Genomic DNA, 18,214 nt, shown 5'->3' with positions numbered 1-18,214 from the left:
TCCTCATTTATAATTAGTTTTGCTGTCTAGTAAGTTTTTAATAGAAACCACTTTAGTTGATTTTTGAGGATTTTCTTGTTCAATAAGACCACCAGAATGAAAATCTATTTCTGAATCAGCGGTGATGATATTGTCTGCTAGGAAATCCTCACTGATAACCTTTTGAGAATATTTTAACAATCCTTCTTCTTTTAAAAGCTCATTCGCAATTTCTGGATAGACACTTGTTTTGATTATTTGTAATAGTTTTTGATTCTCATCACTTAACTCATTTTCTCTTTGTAGCTTCTGTTTTAAATCTTCATTAGTTGACTGTAGTTCAGAATTTAAACTACGTAACTTATCTGCTTCTTGTTTATAGCTGGCCGCAATGTTTGCTATTTTCTTGTAGTATTGGCTAATTTCCACCAATGCTCTTTTCATAGCACCTGGAGCACGATTTTTTGCCATAAAATTGTCAGGATCTATGGTCTTATAAGTAATTACAGCTTCATAATTTTCATCTTGGTATTTAATTTCACTTTCTTTTAAAAAATCCCTGAATCTTTTATTACGTCTAATGGTTGTATCCGCAACATTTTGATAGCCATTATTCCTAACATAGTCACCAAACCGAGGGATTTTTACCAAGCTTAAATCACAGGAACACTGGGAAATTAAATACTGTTCAAACAAATGAATCAATTCATCATCAGAAATTGATTTCTTTCTAGCCATTAGACTTATTCTCCTCTAAAGATAGTTGTTTAGCATTTAAGTAATCTTGATAGGTATTGCTAACTGTTTTTAATTTCAACAAAGCTTCTCCAATATCTTCAATATGACCTTTCCCTTGCCTAACTTTTCTAATCGCTTCATCTACAACCATAGCTTTTTCATCAACTGACTTTTTAAATGTTTTATCCATTGAAAAATAATCTTTACCTGCTTTACGGTAAAAAGGGCAGCTCGTACAAGCACCTAGTTCTGCATGCTCACTAATAACTTTCAGACAATCTGAATAATCACCTTTCGCAAAGCGGGGTGAGTAACACCGTCCTTTATTTTCTAAAGTGATGTATTGTCCTTGTGCTGTATAAAATGGCTGTCTCTTACTTATGGTGTAATTCGTATTCTTACTCGTTAGTTTACGATACATTTGATAACTACGACATTCAATAAATTGGCTTAAATTTGAAAAATAGTGAGATGAAGTTGTCACATCTTCATGACCAGCTAAAAGCATAGCTGTAACAGGACTAGCCCCTTCTGCAATTAAATTGATCATTGCAATGTGTCTCGTATCCCCAATATGAATCAAATTAATCTCGTTTTCATCTAATCTAGCTGGAAAACTAAAATAATTAACTTGATAACCGTATTTTTGAGAAATAATCTCATTAAAAAAATACCTCAAAATAGTATTGAGATTAGTGTAAGTTAAAAATCGGTTATTAACACCTGTTCGACGACCCCAACGGTTATAATGAGGATCAGTCACAAATAATGTATCTAATTTAGTAGAATTATTATTTTCCGTAAGTTTGAGGTAAGTCTTTATTTCAGAAGCTAATGAATTAGTAATTTCATAAGTATTCAAAGTATAATCTTCAGAAATTTTATGTGCAACAAGTCGATCCCTTCCTTTGATTATATTTCTCCTTAATGTAAGAAAATATTTTCCATCTTTCTCGGTTAAACAGTTTCTTTGTATTAAAAGAAATTCTCTTGGCCTTAAAGGTAAAATTGCTGTAATCTGCCACCAGAGATACAATGGATAATAAAATAGACGTTCTTTCTTAGATAATGTTTGAGACCAATAATCATTTAAAATGTCATTAAAAGTAAAATAGGATTGAAATTGCGCTAATTGTCTTTGCTGTTTTGACCTCTGCTTTTTTTGAAGGTTGATAGTTAATTTATTATCTAATTGCTCCAATAGTTGATTTAGTTGACTATCATCTGAACAGGGAAGATTTGAGAAAAAGTCAATACATAAACCAGGAAATTTTACAGAAATATTTTCTAAATCTAAAAACGTATCTTTGGTTGTATTTTTAATAATTTGTTTAATATCCATTAGAAATAGCTGTAAAGTTTTTAAAACATGTTGTTTCATTGAGAAAACAATAAAACTTTTTAAGTAATTGATAAATTCCTTATAAGACAACTGAAAAAATGATTGATAAAATCTCCTATATTGAAATTCAGAAATGTTAAAAAACAGGCTAATATTGGCATATTCATTTGTAGTTTCCCATTTCTTATGATCAAAATCGTAACTTAGAATAATTCCTTTATCAAAATAGTCATCGAAAACTTCTTTTGCTCGCAGAACACAATCACGGTCAAAAGTTTCAAAATAATTTTCAATTTTAAAAAGTTTAGCTTGATTGTTCAATTTATTAACTCCTTTATTATTTCTTCGTAATCATGTAACACGTCATCTCCATATTGCTCGCATAAAGCTTGCAACATTTCAGTTAAACAAGGTTTTATTTGTTCTTCTAAAATACTCCGAATTTTACCTTTTTCTAAATCAGTTCGAACTCTAGAGTATTGTTTGTTCAAACGATTGAATTCTCCTACTAATAACAATAAAGTAGATTTCGTTTGTAATTCATAATGACAACCGATGCAATGTTGCCTATCGTCATATGGACAAATCTTTCCAAGCGCAGATAAAAGACACATGCTTTCACCTTGTTTTGAGAAGGCTTCACCGTTTCCTATACGATGACAAATAGTAAGAAGTTGATTAGGCTCTGCTTCTTCTTCTACCAAAATCTTTAATGCCTTTTGCGATTTCACTTCTGCCTGAATGCTTAAAGCCAATGTTTTTTCAATCTCATTTGGTGTCAAATCTAACTGTTTAATCATCTGAGTCTGTTGACTAGGACTTAATTCTTTATACTTTCCTCTAGTTACAATCGTCAGGATCATTGATGGAATCATAGATAAAACACCTCGTTCAAATAGTTCTCTCGCAACCATTTCTGGTTTAAGCTGGCTTAGTTGGGCATCTTTTAGGTACGTTGTTGTAGTTTGTGCAAATTCATCGAATGAACCTTTATGGCTACGGGCTAATGCGGCTAAAAAATAGCCTTTAATATTTAACTCAGATTTTTCTTGCAAAACATCATCTGCTAACATGGCAACAGTTTGAAGATAGGATTTATTTGCAGATCTAGAACTAAAATTCCTTTCAAGAAATAAGTCTCCAATTTCTTTCCCCATATATCGATTAATTCGTTTATATTCTTTTATTTGTCGAATTAAAGGTTCATCATTATTATCTTTATTCAACTGATAATGAGCTTCACAGATAGCCAACAACGTTCCAATCAATACCTGACAACTCTCAGGGACCTGAAATTTAATCTGACTAATATTTTTAGTTCGCTTTGTTTTGTTTGGAGTAATATTTAAATAAGTTAAACGAGTTGTAATACTTAAAAGAGTTCTTCTTGCCTCACTGCTACTCCAATTACCACTTCTAACTGATTTTAGAACTTCTTTCGGTGTTCTAGGAAGTTGTGGATGTCCAAGTTGTTCTAAATCTGTTCCACGTAGCGCACATATAAAATGAAGTGCTAGAAATAGCCAGGTATCTGCGTAGTCTTTTGAGATTGCTGCTTTATAAAGCATATCTTCTTTTCTAATGTAATTGTCATTAAAAAGAAAATACAGTAATTCTAAATATTCGTCTAACTCATAAGCGTTAGTCTCCTGTTCTAATGTGTATCGAGGTGTAAATTCATATCTTTTGTGATAGTTACATCTCATTTTATTCATTAACCACTTTAAAAAATCAATAAAAACTTCGCCTTTTTGCTTTTCAAGTGCATATACTGCTTCTTCAACCAACAATTCAATCTCATTATCATTACAGAGAAATAAATCTCTTTTAAGATAAAAAGCAAGAAAATCTTGAACATAAAACATGTTTTCCTTAGATAAGTTGCTATCTTCTGAGTATTGCTGAAAATATTTGTAAGTTAATGGGAATTTTTGTTTAAATATAGGCTGAATTCCTGCTAAACCAGTTGGCCCAAGAAGATAATTGGTTATTTTTTCTATTAATAATTGAGCATCTTTATCTGAGATAGAATAGTTATCCAAATCAATCTCAATATTAAACCAATTGTTATCAACTAAAAACTTACTAATTTTGCCTTTATACTGTATATCGTTTTTTCCGAGTTCACTTAACAGATTTTCGATCAAAGATTTAATTGAATAAGTCATACATTACCTTTCTAACTTATCACCAAAAAGTTCATTTGCTCGCCAATTCATATAGTCAAAAACACCATTATTAACTTGACCATATTGTTTTGCGATTTCTCCTTTGTTTTGTAGATAAACCCAAGCACTCTCAGGCGATTTATCACCTCTTGCTGACATAAGCTCACTTATTTCAGAAACCCCAGATAATACTAACTGTGTCGTGTACCAGTGTCTGAAAATATGTGGGGAAATATTATGCTCCTGCAAAAGCTGCCCAAAAAAGACAACCTCTGCATCATCAGATTTTAAGAAGATTGGGATCATTTCGTCGCGAATAATCTTACGAAATCGTTGATAGTATACATCGTATGATAATGCTTTTCCTCGTCTGTTAAGATTTAAAGGTCCATAATCCTTCTCATACTTCTTACCTTCCAGATAAGTCATATAGTCATTATAAGTGTCTAAAAAGACCTCCAGAAAGATATAAGGTACTGCTTGAAGTCTTTCCTTTTTAATCCGTCCAGTTGGCTTTAAATCGCTTCGGAGAGGTATTTCTTTTCGTAGATCGATCTCAATCTTAAATACTTGCCCATCACTTTGGTGAAACAAAATACCTGGCCCTAGAGGACTATCTTCACGTCTTACATTGCATGCTTCTGATGGTCTTAAGCCAACAAAGGCTCCCAAGGCCACAACCATGAGTAGATCTTTATGATAGTGTGCTATGTGAGAAAATAACATCTCAAAAGCACTATTTGGCATATCACGAAAAATAGCTTTCTCAGTGTTGCTATCATTTACGTATATTTCAAAATTTGGTTCTTTACGCTTTATAACCCGTCCTCTACTATTCGTAAAAGTTGTCGTAGAATACAATTCTTCTGCTTTTAACTTAGCCTTTCCCTCTCGCTCACTTAAATAAAGAGTTAAGAAGTCAAGAACTGCATTTACGCATTTTTCAACGGTGCTTTTCTTTCTTTTTTCTCTATCTCCTGGTAACTGAGATAATCCATAAAGCGTAAAAAATTCTCTAACCATTTCAAGTGTAAGTTGATCTATACTTTTAAGTCCAGAAGTACCAAATATAAAATTTAGAAACTTAACAACGTAAGAAAAGCGTTTATTCCCATCATCTGAAATAGACTTGATTCTTGAAGTAGATTTAACATAACGATGAAAATCAGTAAATTGTAAGTTGCCGTCATCGTGCTTCAGAACGATAAATTGCTTTGTCACGATGTTGTTATCACCTAAAACTAGTGAATGTTTATATACAACAAATCTCATGTTATCTCCTTGTTTAATATGACTGAAGGTTCTGACTGGGTTTTAGGATGTCAATACACAAAAAAACGATCAAATCAGTACCATTTTCCTTTGTGCTCTAAACTGCATAAAGGGAATATCGATGAGTACTTTCATTGATCGTTATTATTATTTGAATTAATTCAATAACAAAAGTAACTTCATCTAAGTAATAAGAGCAATTAATTAGCTCAGCAACAACGATAACCACAGCAACTCCTTCTAAACAATGAAAGGAATATCCGCCGTGGCTATCTATTTACTTTTTTTCTTTTACTTTTGTAAGTTACTTTTGTTATTTTTACTTTTTCTGTATTATATCATATTTTGATTAAATTGTCATCTGAGATAGTGATTTTAAAAAAACTGGAAATTTTTTTAATTGTATATTTTGACAATAAAAAACATTTTTATATCAATTTAATGATTTTAGAGCGTTTTTAGCTTATTTGATTTTAAAGTTGTCGTCTATTCCTCAGGATTACTTGAAGAACAGGAAAAATTCGACAACAAAGTAGTCGATCTATTCAGTTATAAAACCTATGAAGGTCTTTCTGCTGGAACTGGCCACTCCTACTTTGGAGATGTAGATTATACTCTTACTTATTCAACTGAGAATATCCCTCATGATTTCTCCTCATGTGCTGAGAGCTTTCTTCTATACTAATAGACGAAAGGGTGTGAAAATGATTTTTAAATGATACTGTGGAACGGAACAGTAGCCCTAGTATTGACTACTGTCGTTTCTATTCATATTGGCTATTCTAGGACTGAGATGAAAAAATCTATAAATGCTCAGAATAAAATTGAACCCGCAAATCTCCCCAAAACAATGGTGAGTCATGTACTTGTATTATTCCGAAAAAATACACCTCTGGTGCAGTGAGACAAATTGGTGTATCTTATAGTGGCTTCGTAGATGAAAGCTATACTCTACTATCACTCTTTGATGATGTAGAACAAATTGAAAAAGATAATAGACTTCAGACAGCTATTGATGTTGTCAGAGAACAGTTTGGTTTTTTAGCCATACAAAAAGGAACCGTCCTAACTGAAGGTTCCAGAAATATTGAACGCAGTAAACTTATCGGTGGTCATTCCGCGGGTGGATTGGAGGGATTAAAATGAAACAAGAAAAAAATACAGTACAATTTTCAGAAATCCGTAGCAAAGGATGTAATGATATTGAAATGCTTGAAAGATTTTTACATGGAATCGTTGAAACAGCAACTTCAAAACTTCGTCAGAGAAAACTCAAAACAACTGAAATATCGATACGACTAGTACATGCTAAATCTGAAAACCGATTACCATTGGAATTTACATTTAGCATTAAGCCAACAAGCTCATCTGTGATAATCTATACTGAGGTAATCAATCGCTTTAAAGAATGTTACACAGGTGGGGGAATTCAAGGTTTTACGATTCAATTTGATAAAAATACCCTTGCCTCTGCATAGAAAGGATTTGATATGATTGACCGTTCATATTTACCATTTCAATCAGCAAGAGAGTACCAGGATACAAAGATGCAAAAATGGATGGGCTTTTTCCTATCTGAACATGCATCAGCACTCTCTGATGATACAAACAAAGTAACGTACATGTCTGACTTATCACTAGAGAAGAAATTATTACTCCTCAGTCAAGTATACGCCGGGCAGCTACGCACACGCATTCAAGTGATTGAAAAAAACAAGCGTGTTTCCTACACTGGAACAATACCAAGTCTGACCAAAGATTTCATTTTGATAAAAACTACAACAGGTCACATCAATTTGAAATTAAAAGACATTATTAGTATTGAACTTGTCGAGGAGGTGCTCTATGAATCAGCTTGAGTTTCAGCGTAATCACCTACAAATGGACTATTATAGCGAGAGCTACCAAGATTTTGAACGTGACTTCTACCGCTACTCTAACATGAATATTCCATTGACCTTCCTAACTGATGATATCCTAAAAACAATGGCGACTTCACGTAAGAATTACTTTGTCCTCAATAAGGAAAAGTCCAGAGATAACCGCGATCACTTCTTCATATTTGAAGTAAGTACCGTAGATGAGAATCCGCTAATCTATCATTATACATATAAGAAAACTACAATATATTTAGCAGAAAAATAGGAGCAGTTCAATTGACTGTTCCTATTTTTAATATTCATAAAATCTAAAGTCTTTATACTCTTTAACAATGGAGTCGCCAACCAGAACAGACTATACTGACCAGCGACTACCTTAAATTTAATGTTTCAGATTTATTTTCTTATCTCTAATTTCATAAACTACATCTGCTACATTTTCGAGTAATCGTTTATCGTGGGTGATAAACACGATAGTTCCGGTGTACTCCTTCATTAGTATTTCCAAAGCCTCTAAACTTGGTATGTCAAGGAAGTTACTGGGTTCATCCATTATTAGGATGTTATATCTACCCATGAGCATTTTAGCAAGCAACAATTTTATAATTTCTCCACCGCTTAAAACAGATAAACTTTTTCCAATATCGTTCTGTTTGAACCCCATAGATGCTAGCACTGAACGAATTTCTGATATATTGTAGTCACAATCCTTCTGCATAAACTCCATAACATTCTGATTACTGTTGTACTTGTAACCATTCTGTGCAAAGTAACCTATTTTTGCCTTAGGCGAAATAGAAATTCCTTCTTCATGGTTTAAGATCATTTGGATTAAAGTTGTTTTTCCGATTCCATTACCACCAGTTAACGCCACTTTTGCTCCTAACGGAATTTGAAAAGATGCATTTTCAAACAGAGCCTTATCCCCAAATACTTTATTAATTTCTGCACCGACTATAGGGTATGGATTATGGAGCTCCAATGCTTTACTTTGCCTGAAACGAATTCTGCGAATGCCTTCCGGAGCTTCTACTTTTCCTAAGGCCGCAATCCTGTGCTCTAGGGTTTTAGCAGCATTATACATCTTTTTTTCCTTACTTCCTATTGATTTTTGATGAGCTAAACGCCCTCCGTCTTCAGTACTTTTTTTCTTTGAAGAACCTTTTGCCTTCTGTTCTATTTTACGAGCCTGTTTTCGCTTTTCCTCCGCAGCCCTTTCCAATCGGGCACGTTCCGCAATAAATTGTTCGTATTCTGCAGCTTGGCTCTTACGTTCTTCCTCTTTCTGACGAAGATAATCAGAATAGTTTCCCCAATACTCAGTGATTTTGCCATCTTTCAGTTCCCATATTTTATCTACTATTTCATCAAGAAAATAGCGGTCATGGCTAATAACTAACAGTGCACCTGTAAAATATTTTAGCTGTCCTATTAGAAAATCAATTCCTTCACGGTCTAAATGGCTCGTAGGTTCATCCGCTAAAATACCATGAACCTGTGCCGATAAGGCCTGTGCTATTTTAAGCCTTGTTTCTTCACCACCGCTCATAGTCTGTATATTTAATTGCTCAACACCTAGCTTGCCTACAAGTGCAAAATCTTTTTCCTCCTGCAGAGTTACTTCGTCCAACTGGGGAATATAGGCAAGTTCACCCAGACGATTCATTTTACATCCTGGGGGAGTTAATTCTCCTAAAAGTACCCTGAGTAAAGTGCTTTTTCCAGCACCATTTGCTCCTACTAAACCAATACGGTCATAATCATATACTTCTAATTCATTTATATCTAAAACATCGCGTCCTTTGAATTCCACACGAATGTCTTTTGCTTTTAATATTAATTCCATAACATTTCCTCCTGTCTATAATCGCATGCTTTCATTTGCTTGTATGCAGGGAAAACCCTGCGATTTTAGCAGGAAGAGTTACATGAAAATAAGATACATAAATATTCCTCCAATATTGTTTATTTTAAATCTAATTTTCTAACCTCAGTTATCATTTGGCAAACTATAGCAATGCCAATAATTAAAATACCTGATAGTAAAAACCAATGATTTACACCGATTTTATCAGCAAAGAATCCAGAAAGAATTAACCCAATTGGCATAGCAAGTGACATGATACTTCCGATCAAAGAAAATACACGTCCTAAATATTCAGGCTTAATTTTCTCCTGAAAAAGAGCTGTTTGCACACCGCTATAAAATGGCACCGAAAGCCCCATTATTGCACAGCAAACTACGAATATTACAAATCCATTTGGAGGAAGTATTCCCGAAACGGCTAAACTAGTCCCCATTATAAAAAATGAACTTGTTATTAGTAATACATGCTTTTCGAAGCCCCCTAATCTTCCTAATAATAAGCCTCCTGCTAGCATCCCAAATGCAAAGGAAATTTCCGTAATAGAAATATGCACAGGCGTTCCATTAAAGTGTTCCATGCTTATTAAAGGAAATAGTGCATTGATTGGCATATAAACAAAAGTATATAGTGTTCCTAAGAGTAATAAGGCAAACAATCCTTTGTTTTGTCTCAGAACCACAACTCCTTCTTTCATCTCCCTTATGAAATTTGGTTCTAAACTTTGCACTTGATTACCCAGCTTAGGTATACGTACAATTGCTACCGTAATAGATGCAATCACAGCACCCAATACGTCGATGGCAATAATAGCATTTAAATCCCAAACGGAGTATAAGAGTGCTGCAACTGCCGGACTAACAATATAGCTTATAGACTGCAAAGACTGACTATAGCCTGCGCATTTCGTTAGCTGTTCTTCTGGTACTAAAAGTGGTGTAACCGCATTGAGTGCTGGGGTATGAAAAGCTGTTCCAATGCTACGGATAAACAATACTATCATAATCATCCAGACAGGTAGCTCCATACAGAATGCAACAATAGCAAGCACTGCACCAGCTGCTGCGATAATTAAATCGGCACCAATCATTATCTTCTTCCTATCATGACGATCCACTAGCACACCAATGGCAGGTCCCAAAATCGCATAGGGTAAAAAACCTACTAATGAAGCCATAGACAAGACCATCGCAGATCCTGTTTTTTCTGTAAGGTAAAAAATAATCGCCATTTGCAGGATGGCACTAGTGATTAATGATACTGCTTGCCCTGCCCATATTGCATAAAATTTTCGTTTCCAATTGTTGTATTTTTCCATTTATATTATCTCCTGCATATTATTTTGCTTGAATTTCTATTTTGAATAGCATTCTAGGCAATAAAAAATGCAGGCCAAACCCCACAATGTGGCTTTTGGTCTGCATACATACAATTTGGAAACATTCATATTAAAGACATAGTTAAATAAAGGTATAGTTAAATAACCAATATCCTCACCGTAACTAATGAATGCTCAATATCGTATAAATAAGCACAACAAAAAAGCCTATCATCGGGTATAGATTCTGCTTTTTTTATTGCCAGCTTATCTTAAACGCATTGAGGCTGTCATAGTTTCGGTTCCTCCTACATCTTTGTTTATATCAATTTATAGTATAACACAACAAGATGATATGTTCAATATAAAAGTTATGGAATGAGACTCATACTTCCAATTCGATGCCAGATTTAAAGGATATGACGAAGTTTTCTTCATAGACTGTAACGCTCTGGATTATCTTCCTTAGTAGCAAGCGATTAGCTTTCACAAAATCTTCTGTTTGTAGTTTTAAAAATTCATCAGGATTTTCTAACTCAACCTCAAAATATTTCATTTTACATTCCCTCATTTCATTTATTGATAAATTGAGTTTGCAAAAAAGAGTGGACAATTTTTGTCTACTCTTAACCTTTAAAATAGTTTTTTTTAATCGATTTGAAGTTGCCTAAATTATTACTTATTCGGTAAAATGAAGTATTGCTTTCAACAGATTTCCTTCAACTACACTTCACTTGATTCAAACAAGGTGGGTACATTTCTATTCCCACAAACTCCTTGTCAATGGAAACAAACACGTACCCACAGGGTAAATGGAAATAGAAACTGATAATTTCTAGCTATCACTTCTACTCATTCCAAAAATTTTCTCACTCTGATACTTACCCACCATAAAGCAAAAAGCCTTGCAATCAAGGCTTTCATTATCCCTTTCGTTCAAAGGTTTCTAAGCTTTTACGAGCAGAGCGACACACTCAGCGGTTCGCTATCTCCGTTCTGTCTGCGTGCTAGCACTTGTCAATCACGGACAGCTATCGCATGGGCGGAAGTAAATGCTAATCTTCGTCGTTTTACTCCTTGACTAGCAAACTTACCGCCTCAACATGTGGTGCTAGCAAGCTTATATATTATAGAACGAAAAGGATAGAGTGTTTTATAAAATTATACTATAAAATGAAAGAGAATTACACACTCAACTCAAACAACTTATAAAACTCACCTCTCCTATCCATCAAATCACTGAAAGAACCATCTTCAACAATAACGCCATCTTTCATAAAGAGAATTCTATCGTATTTTTTCAAAATGTTCTCATTCAACTTGTGGGTTACTACAAGTGCAGTCAAATTTTGAATATCCAAGATTGAACTTTCAATTTCAGTAGTTACTTGATTATCCAAAGATGAAGTAGCCTCATCCAATAATAAGATTGGTGTTTTTCGAATCAAGGCACGCGCAATACTAACTCTTTGTTTTTGTCCGCCAGATAGATTTGAGCCATTCTCTCCACATAAAGTTTGTAGACCAGATTCATTTTCTAAAACATAACTTTCTAAACCCGACTGCTGTACAGCTTGCTTTATTTCCTCATCAGTGAAGGATTGATTAAGAGTAATATTTGCTCTTAAAGTATCATCAAAGATATAAACGTCTTGTTGAACAATTGTCATTAAGTTATAAAGGCTCTCTGCTGAAATAGCTTGCAAATCTATATTATCAATGGAGATGTGCCCACTTGTTACATCGTAAAAACGCAGTAATAGATTGAGCAAAGTTGATTTCCCACTCCCTGACATTCCAACAATTGCAATTTTTTCTCCTTTTTGAATCTTCAAAGATAAATGGTTAAAAATTTTTTCTTTAGTATTAGGGTAAGAAAAGTCTATATTTGAAAAAGAAATAACATCATCGAAATATTCTTTTGTTTCACCAGTCTGAAGCTCAGTTACATCTTTTACCTCAAATGCATCTAGTGTTGCCTGACCTTCACGAAATTTACTTATTCCCATTCCAACTTCATTCAGTGGCATTACTACAAAATTGACCAGTTGAACAATAGCTGTTACACTCCCAATTGTGGTAGAGCTATTAAATACGAGATACATCCCTCCACCAAAGGCTACCAAAAAAACAATCATCCCTGAAAGCTGTGAAATAACATTAGTTAAAACGTCAAATTTCCCTTTTATAAAATTTATTTCATCAAATTTTTCACTTTCATGACTATAATCCTCACAGATAGCATCTTTCACATTAAAACTTTTAATAACAAGAAATCCTGCTAAAATATCTTTAACCTTAGCTAAATACTTCTGATCGGCAACCATAGCTCTATTTTGTAAAGAGGCTGATTTTTGTCCAATAAATCCTGAAATCATCATCGGAATGATGCTAGCAATGATAACTAATAAGGTCAAAAACCAATTACCTATAAACATAGTTAGAAGTGAAAAAATCATTAAGGAAAGGTTTTTTGAAATATTAAAATACTGGTATAGATAATCTTGCTCAATTTTCTTCATATTTTCGGTTAATACGGAAATAAATTTCCCTGATTTTTCTTTAGAAAAGTCTCTATAATCCCTATCTAAAATAGATTGGAACACCTTGTTTTTGTATCTTGACATGATTTGCCTAACAAGTTTATTTCTCAATCGAAGAGATATAAAGTTGAGTGCTGCATAGATGAAAATAACAGTAGCTCCTACTAGTACCGCTTGAGTTAAGGCTTCTTTATTTTGGGACATGCCACTATCAATAATACCTTTAATAGAATAAGCAAAAGCAATATTAGTTAAAGGGACCAGTATATTAAATATCATGAAAGCATAAAAAGCCTTCTGATGGTTCTTTATCAATTGTTTCATCCTTAATCTACCTCATAATTCTTAATTTCATTTAGAAAATGTGACATAAAATATTCTTCTAAGTCAATATTCTCTCTCCTAATCTCTTTCATAGAAACCTGTTCTACAATTTCTCCATTTTTGATAAAGCCAATTTTATCTGCTATCTGTGAAATTTCCGATAATATATGACTCGATATTAGAATAGTAATTCCATGCTCCTTAGAAAGCGACAACAAAAGATTTCGAATTTCTTGAATCCCTATTGGATCTAAACCATTGATTGGCTCATCTAAAATTAACAATTTAGGTTTTGTTAGAAAGGCACGAGCTAAACCAAGCCTTTGCCTCATTCCTAACGAAAAATCTTTTACTTTTTTAGTCGTATTTTTTAAGCCGACCATTCTTAAGGCTTTTTTTATATCTGATTCAATAATATTTTTCCCCATATATTGAGCGTGAATTTCCAAAATTTCTTTTGCAGTGCAATTATCATAAAAAATTGGTGATTCAATAATACTTCCAATCTGACTTAGGATTTCTTCTCTGTGTTCTTGTAGATTTTTCCCAAAAATTTCAATACTACCTGATGTAATTGTTGATAAGGTTAACATACATTTCATTAACGTTGTTTTTCCAGCACCGTTCGGTCCTAAAAAACCATAGATTTCTCCTTCAGCAATTTGAAGGTTGATACCACTTAAAATTTCTTCTTTATCAATAGTTTTAAAAACTTCTTTTATTTCAACAATATTTCTCATTTCTATCTCTCTTTCTATATCCAGCTTTAAATGCAAGATTTTTTTCCCGGAGCATAAATACTAACTTATACAGTCTCTTTTTTTACAGAAATCATCAAGGAATTATAACTTGACTTCGTTTAAACTCAACTATGCTACTTGATATTAATATCTTTTCTTGAAATAGTATAAATTGAAAATGAAACAATCGTTAAACTTATGAAACTAGCAAATATTAAGAAGAATAAGTTATCAGCAATATTATTAGATAAACTTCCTGGACTTACATTTGAAAGTAATGCTGCTAAACCAAGCCCTGTAAGCATTGTTATAGCTGTTGAATGCTTAATCACACCTAAAACAAATGGTAGTAACCCTATTAGTACTGTTGCAAACGTTATTCCAGCTAAGTTAATTAATTGACTAGCTATAGGGATATAACTAGATTCAGTTACAACAGCCATGAATCTAATGAATAATTGAATCACTAAATGTGCAGAAAAATGTGCAATAAATGCTATTAGAATGACTGAAAGAATTTTTCCCCATAGTAACTTTATTTTAGAAATAGGATAAGAAAACAACTGAAAAATTGTTCTTCGTTTAAATTCATCAATAATAATCATAGACAATAAATAAGATTCGAAAATCAAAAATGCTGCTTTTGTAAATAAAGATGAAAACAATGAAGCTACAATTGCCCAACCTTCCCATTTACCAGTAACTCTAATAACATTAGAATCCTGTCCAGTGAATTCTCCTAGTTTATTGTCAGTACCTAAACCCATAATAATGATTGCTGTAATACCTAACACTATAAATATAGTACACAACCAGGCTAAAAATAATTTAGATTTAGAAACTTTATTTAATTCAATTTTAATAAGCGACAACATAGATTCTTTCCTCCAAAGCGTAAATAAAGAATAAACTATTCAGACTAATCTCGACAAATATTTAAAAATAAACTTATTCTTCAGACAATGTCACTATACATACTATCGGTATGGCTACACTGAAAAATAAACATACCTACGGTATGTATAGTGGGTTTTTAATAACACACTTTAAGTGTGTTATTTTTAAATTATAAATTATGTAATATAGTTTATTCAATTGATAATACATAAATAGAAATTAGTATTAACAAGAATGTCATGCGACTACTTATTTACTATTTTTTTAAGTGATCAAATAAGTTGAAAATCACCTCCATCATTTCATCAGAAATTAACTGTACCCCTAGACCTTCAAAAGTAAGTTTAATGAAATTCATTTTGCGCTTTAATTCTACTAATGAAAAAACGGAAATTTGAAAACCAATCCAAATATTTAGAGTTAAAACAATTAAATCTGCTAGCTCTTCTGGATATTCTGTTTTAATAGACCCATCTTCAACTCCTTCGTAAACTTTTTCTCTAATTTCGGGTAAAAAATCAGAAAATAGACCTAGATACTGCTCTCCTAACAAACGTGGACTTCTAAGCATGATTGAGGCAGAGTAAACGAGCCTTTGGTGTTCAAAATTAGAGAAAGAGTCCATCAAAGAATTTTGTATCTTTTCTAACCCAGTATTTCCTCTCCAATTATAATTTAAAATTTCTTGATTATTTTCGCTAATGATTGTTTGCAGTATATCGTATTTAGACTCAAAATGATGATAGATAACACCTTTTGTTAATCCACCTAACCCATCTATGATATCTTGTATTGACGTATTATCAAATCCTTTTTCTAAAAATAAATTTTTAGAGACCTCTAGTATTTTTTGTCTAGTTTCATGTGAGTTTCTATTTCTTGCCATTCCAGTCCCTTTCTATCATACCAATGGTATGTAATTCTATTGTAGTGGAAGTAACTAATAATGTCAAGTTCTTTATTGGAATATGAAAAACCTTTATAATAAAGGCTTTTCATTATTACTTCGCTACAAGGTTTCTAAGCTTTTACCAGCAAAGATACACACTCAACATGGGTTTTAGAGGACTAAATGGAGTCTGAATTGCCTGATAGAGATGTAGTATTGATTAAGCCATCAACAAAAAATGTACAAAACAAAAATAAAGTACACTACTTAATGAGTGCACTTTATTCTTCTAATTCAGTTTTATCAATGGTTTAGCTCTAGTTAAATCAATTGTACATAAACTTTTAGTTTTTTTTTGGAACAAAAATATCCTAAAGTCTACCCTATCAAAGTGAAAACTGGAAATTTATTAAACCTGAATTTTAGTGAGAATATACTTTACTAAAATCATATAGTTAAAGTCTGACAAGGAATTTGCCAGACTTTTTGTCATCAGTGTTCTTTAATATAATTCATCCCTGATTGATTCAACAAACTCCGTGTAAAAGCGCTGAATGGATTGCTTAACATAATCAGATTGGCGGTCATCAGTCCCATCTAACAATCTCTGATAGCTATCCAAAGATTCTACATCCTTGAGTTGACTTCAAAGGTGTGCCTAATACACCGGCTTCTCAAAGTCACTAAGAAATCCTTTTAGCGATTCTTTTTGCATTCCTTGGTAAATATTTTTATCTAACCGAATACCAAGAGTGTTTAACTCAGTTGATAGGTTGTCGTAAAGTTCTTGTAAGTCCATAATGTTACTCTTTGTAAATAAATTTCATGCGGGAATAGAGATATCCATTTGGACATTTGGGAGAATATCTCTGAAATTATTGCTGTCTGTTAATTAAATACTTGCAATATTTTATAGTTTTGGTATAATATAGTTAACTCATCGACCAAGTTGTTGAAGGAGATTGCGATTACGTCCCTAATCATAGGGACGTTTTCTGTTTTTCTCAGTTAGTTTTATATTTATCGTATTCTTTCAGTTTCTTTCGAAGTACATTATCATAGTGTATGTAAAATGCTGTTATCAATAAATAGTAACTAGGTCTTTCTTCAAGTACAATAAAATAGCGATCTACTGGATCTAATAAAAATATTCTATTAGATTTTTTATACGGTCGTTCATATATTAAGAAACAATCTTGTTTGCAAATCTTGTTATGATCCGTTTCTATTGCAGGTCTTAACCAACATAATCTTTCGCTCCTTCTTAAATCAGGTTCTCGTTCTTCTGAATCTATATCAAAATTTTTACAGGTAAGATGAAAATAACTATCTTCTTTACCTTCAAAATACGGATACGACTTTAACTCGACAAATTTCCCTCTAAAAGTTATCTTGAAGTTGAACAATTGCTCTAAAAATACATTCTCATATAAAAAATCATCATAAAGAGCATAGTCACCATTAAATTGATCAAGTGTTATCTTCGGAGGAAGGATAGGACAAAAATCTGTTACGTTACTGCTCATCACTTAACTCCATTTTAAAAATATTGAATTTTATTGCGTTATACTTTGTATTCGTTGTTAACTCATGCTTAGCTCTATTAGAGATTAAATTACTTAGCCTGATTCTAGCTAAACTACTTTCAAAGCTCCTATTTTTATAAGCTACTGCCCCTATCAATAGGTCAGCTAATTGCATTATTGAGTTTTCATGAGAGCGAATTTGTTGAATATTTTTGATATGTTTGGGTGACTGCTTCCAGTTTTCAAGAATATTCTTTAACTTGTTAACTTTTAAAATACTATTTGTGTCTTTTATATCTATAAAAACGTTAACATCATCCTCAAAGAGAAATTTTCTTACTAAATAAAAGTACTGCTTATAGTAAAAATCATCGTGGGTTTGATTATATTTCTTATGGTTTAATTTATTTTTGTCTATTATAACTACTCTAAAATTAAGATGCTCATTATCAAAAAAATAATTTACAAGATCTTCATAAAAGGTAATTTTAGAATTTGAAACTTTCCTCCACTTTATTTCAGAACGTGAAGAAATACCGTGTTTTCTTTTTATTTCTTTTATCTCCTTATAGACAATATTCCTTACATAGTCTGGACAAGAAATCCCTCCTATTAACATTACACTCTCACCATCATTTTCCAAATGACAAGACTCATCACAATATAAGTTGAGCATCTTAATAACTCCTAATTTTTGTAGTAATAATTCTATTATACCACGAACCCCCAGTAA

General features: G+C 32.6%; 18 protein-coding genes. 4 read left to right on the top strand and 14 right to left on the bottom strand.

Annotated elements, in window-relative coordinates; all coding sequences use genetic code 11:
• Nucleotides 1–3 precede the first annotated feature (3 nt).
• The 4 genes from HMPREF3237_RS04705 to HMPREF3237_RS04690 are packed head-to-tail and all read right to left on the bottom strand — an operon-like array spanning nucleotide 4 to nucleotide 5,499.
• On the bottom strand, nucleotides 4–717 hold the full coding sequence (locus HMPREF3237_RS04705; protein WP_006151858.1) for a hypothetical protein: 714 nt from the start codon (nucleotides 715–717) through the stop codon (nucleotides 4–6).
• Nucleotides 710–2,380 (bottom strand): hypothetical protein, encoded by a 1,671-nt coding sequence (locus HMPREF3237_RS04700; protein ID WP_006151537.1) that lies wholly within the window; start codon nucleotides 2,378–2,380, stop codon nucleotides 710–712. The genes HMPREF3237_RS04705 and HMPREF3237_RS04700 overlap by 8 nt, the downstream gene beginning before the upstream one ends.
• The gene (locus HMPREF3237_RS04695) at nucleotides 2,377–4,227 is read right to left on the bottom strand and encodes a hypothetical protein (RefSeq protein ID WP_025197155.1); all 1,851 of its coding nucleotides are present in this window, start codon (nucleotides 4,225–4,227) and stop codon (nucleotides 2,377–2,379) included. Before HMPREF3237_RS04695 ends, HMPREF3237_RS04700 begins: the two co-directional genes overlap by 4 nt.
• Before the next feature lie 3 nt (nucleotides 4,228–4,230).
• Nucleotides 4,231–5,499 carry a site-specific integrase gene (locus tag HMPREF3237_RS04690; RefSeq protein WP_006151645.1) on the bottom strand — a complete coding sequence of 423 codons (1,269 nt, stop codon included), beginning with the start codon at nucleotides 5,497–5,499 and terminating at the stop codon, nucleotides 4,231–4,233.
• Between the two features lie 900 nt (nucleotides 5,500–6,399).
• On the opposite strand from HMPREF3237_RS04690, the gene HMPREF3237_RS04680 reads away from it, so the two are divergent.
• From HMPREF3237_RS04680 to HMPREF3237_RS04665, 4 genes are read left to right on the top strand one after another with little or no spacing between them, the layout of a single operon-like run.
• A complete protein-coding gene (locus HMPREF3237_RS04680) occupies nucleotides 6,400–6,645 on the top strand; it encodes a hypothetical protein (protein WP_001813542.1) in 246 nt (81 codons plus the stop codon).
• A complete protein-coding gene (locus tag HMPREF3237_RS04675) occupies nucleotides 6,642–6,977 on the top strand; it encodes a DinB/UmuC family translesion DNA polymerase (protein ID WP_000806926.1) in 336 nt (111 codons plus the stop codon). The genes HMPREF3237_RS04680 and HMPREF3237_RS04675 overlap by 4 nt, the downstream gene beginning before the upstream one ends.
• A gap of 12 nt (nucleotides 6,978–6,989) precedes the next feature.
• Nucleotides 6,990–7,358: a hypothetical protein gene (locus HMPREF3237_RS04670; RefSeq protein ID WP_000567222.1), complete on the top strand. Its 369-nt coding sequence runs from the start codon at nucleotides 6,990–6,992 to the stop codon at nucleotides 7,356–7,358.
• On the top strand, nucleotides 7,345–7,644 hold the full coding sequence (locus HMPREF3237_RS04665; protein ID WP_001072467.1) for a DUF5960 family protein: 300 nt from the start codon (nucleotides 7,345–7,347) through the stop codon (nucleotides 7,642–7,644). The genes HMPREF3237_RS04670 and HMPREF3237_RS04665 overlap by 14 nt, the downstream gene beginning before the upstream one ends.
• 117 nt (nucleotides 7,645–7,761) lie before the next feature.
• Here the strand turns inward: HMPREF3237_RS04665 and msr(D) are convergent, their stop codons facing one another.
• The 10 genes from msr(D) to HMPREF3237_RS04620 form a co-directional block, all read right to left on the bottom strand.
• Entirely contained in the window at nucleotides 7,762–9,225 is a 1,464-nt protein-coding gene (msr(D), locus tag HMPREF3237_RS04660; protein ID WP_000420313.1) for an ABC-F type ribosomal protection protein Msr(D), read from the bottom strand.
• 119 nt (nucleotides 9,226–9,344) lie between these two features.
• Nucleotides 9,345–10,562, bottom strand: a complete 1,218-nt coding sequence (gene mef(A) / locus HMPREF3237_RS04655) for a macrolide efflux MFS transporter Mef(A) (protein ID WP_000417519.1) — start codon at nucleotides 10,560–10,562, stop codon at nucleotides 9,345–9,347.
• 385 nt (nucleotides 10,563–10,947) lie between these two features.
• Entirely contained in the window at nucleotides 10,948–11,118 is a 171-nt protein-coding gene (locus HMPREF3237_RS04650) for a hypothetical protein (RefSeq protein ID WP_000873143.1), read from the bottom strand.
• 628 nt (nucleotides 11,119–11,746) lie between these two features.
• Nucleotides 11,747–13,429: an ABC transporter ATP-binding protein gene (locus HMPREF3237_RS04645; protein ID WP_009731041.1), complete on the bottom strand. Its 1,683-nt coding sequence runs from the start codon at nucleotides 13,427–13,429 to the stop codon at nucleotides 11,747–11,749.
• A gap of 2 nt (nucleotides 13,430–13,431) precedes the next feature.
• Nucleotides 13,432–14,169: an ABC transporter ATP-binding protein gene (locus HMPREF3237_RS04640; RefSeq protein WP_001244586.1), complete on the bottom strand. Its 738-nt coding sequence runs from the start codon at nucleotides 14,167–14,169 to the stop codon at nucleotides 13,432–13,434.
• A 134-nt stretch (nucleotides 14,170–14,303) separates the two neighbouring features.
• Entirely contained in the window at nucleotides 14,304–15,044 is a 741-nt protein-coding gene (locus HMPREF3237_RS04635; protein ID WP_006596093.1) for an ABC transporter permease, read from the bottom strand.
• Nucleotides 15,045–15,322: 278 nt separating this feature from the next.
• Nucleotides 15,323–15,952 carry a TetR/AcrR family transcriptional regulator gene (locus tag HMPREF3237_RS04630; RefSeq protein ID WP_000113543.1) on the bottom strand — a complete coding sequence of 210 codons (630 nt, stop codon included), beginning with the start codon at nucleotides 15,950–15,952 and terminating at the stop codon, nucleotides 15,323–15,325.
• A gap of 661 nt (nucleotides 15,953–16,613) precedes the next feature.
• Nucleotides 16,614–16,754 (bottom strand): hypothetical protein, encoded by a 141-nt coding sequence (locus HMPREF3237_RS08995; RefSeq protein WP_006151551.1) that lies wholly within the window; start codon nucleotides 16,752–16,754, stop codon nucleotides 16,614–16,616.
• 205 nt (nucleotides 16,755–16,959) lie between these two features.
• Nucleotides 16,960–17,481 (bottom strand): hypothetical protein, encoded by a 522-nt coding sequence (locus tag HMPREF3237_RS04625; protein ID WP_000097857.1) that lies wholly within the window; start codon nucleotides 17,479–17,481, stop codon nucleotides 16,960–16,962.
• The gene (locus HMPREF3237_RS04620; protein WP_000933618.1) at nucleotides 17,471–18,157 is read right to left on the bottom strand and encodes a DUF3800 domain-containing protein; all 687 of its coding nucleotides are present in this window, start codon (nucleotides 18,155–18,157) and stop codon (nucleotides 17,471–17,473) included. The genes HMPREF3237_RS04625 and HMPREF3237_RS04620 overlap by 11 nt, the downstream gene beginning before the upstream one ends.
• Nucleotides 18,158–18,214 lie beyond the last annotated feature (57 nt).

Origin of the sequence: Streptococcus sp. HMSC34B10 (assembly GCF_001839505.1) — a bacterium.
Classification (GTDB): Bacteria; Bacillota; Bacilli; order Lactobacillales; family Streptococcaceae; genus Streptococcus; species Streptococcus peroris.
The sequence above is the reverse complement of the archived record's forward strand: the minus strand, read 5'-3'. Positions and strand labels throughout refer to the sequence as shown.

Bases quoted from the DNA above. Each gene is read 5' to 3' on its own strand.
- HMPREF3237_RS04695 (WP_025197155.1), bottom strand. From the start codon at position 4,227: ATGACTTATTCAATTAAATCTTTGATCGAAAATCTGTTAAGTGAACTC.
- HMPREF3237_RS04665 (WP_001072467.1), top strand. From the start codon at position 7,345: ATGAATCAGCTTGAGTTTCAGCGTAATCACCTACAAATGGACTATTAT.
- HMPREF3237_RS08995 (WP_006151551.1), bottom strand. From the start codon at position 16,754: ATGGACTTACAAGAACTTTACGACAACCTATCAACTGAGTTAAACACT.
- HMPREF3237_RS04650 (WP_000873143.1), bottom strand. From the start codon at position 11,118: ATGAAATATTTTGAGGTTGAGTTAGAAAATCCTGATGAATTTTTAAAA.
- HMPREF3237_RS04645 (WP_009731041.1), bottom strand. From the start codon at position 13,429: ATGAAACAATTGATAAAGAACCATCAGAAGGCTTTTTATGCTTTCATG.
- HMPREF3237_RS04635 (WP_006596093.1), bottom strand. From the start codon at position 15,044: ATGTTGTCGCTTATTAAAATTGAATTAAATAAAGTTTCTAAATCTAAA.
- HMPREF3237_RS04620 (WP_000933618.1), bottom strand. From the start codon at position 18,157: ATGCTCAACTTATATTGTGATGAGTCTTGTCATTTGGAAAATGATGGT.
- HMPREF3237_RS04625 (WP_000097857.1), bottom strand. From the start codon at position 17,481: ATGAGCAGTAACGTAACAGATTTTTGTCCTATCCTTCCTCCGAAGATA.
- HMPREF3237_RS04630 (WP_000113543.1), bottom strand. From the start codon at position 15,952: ATGGCAAGAAATAGAAACTCACATGAAACTAGACAAAAAATACTAGAG.
- HMPREF3237_RS04670 (WP_000567222.1), top strand. From the start codon at position 6,990: ATGATTGACCGTTCATATTTACCATTTCAATCAGCAAGAGAGTACCAG.
- HMPREF3237_RS04690 (WP_006151645.1), bottom strand. From the start codon at position 5,499: ATGAGATTTGTTGTATATAAACATTCACTAGTTTTAGGTGATAACAAC.
- HMPREF3237_RS04640 (WP_001244586.1), bottom strand. From the start codon at position 14,169: ATGAGAAATATTGTTGAAATAAAAGAAGTTTTTAAAACTATTGATAAA.
- HMPREF3237_RS04705 (WP_006151858.1), bottom strand. From the start codon at position 717: ATGGCTAGAAAGAAATCAATTTCTGATGATGAATTGATTCATTTGTTT.
- HMPREF3237_RS04675 (WP_000806926.1), top strand. From the start codon at position 6,642: ATGAAACAAGAAAAAAATACAGTACAATTTTCAGAAATCCGTAGCAAA.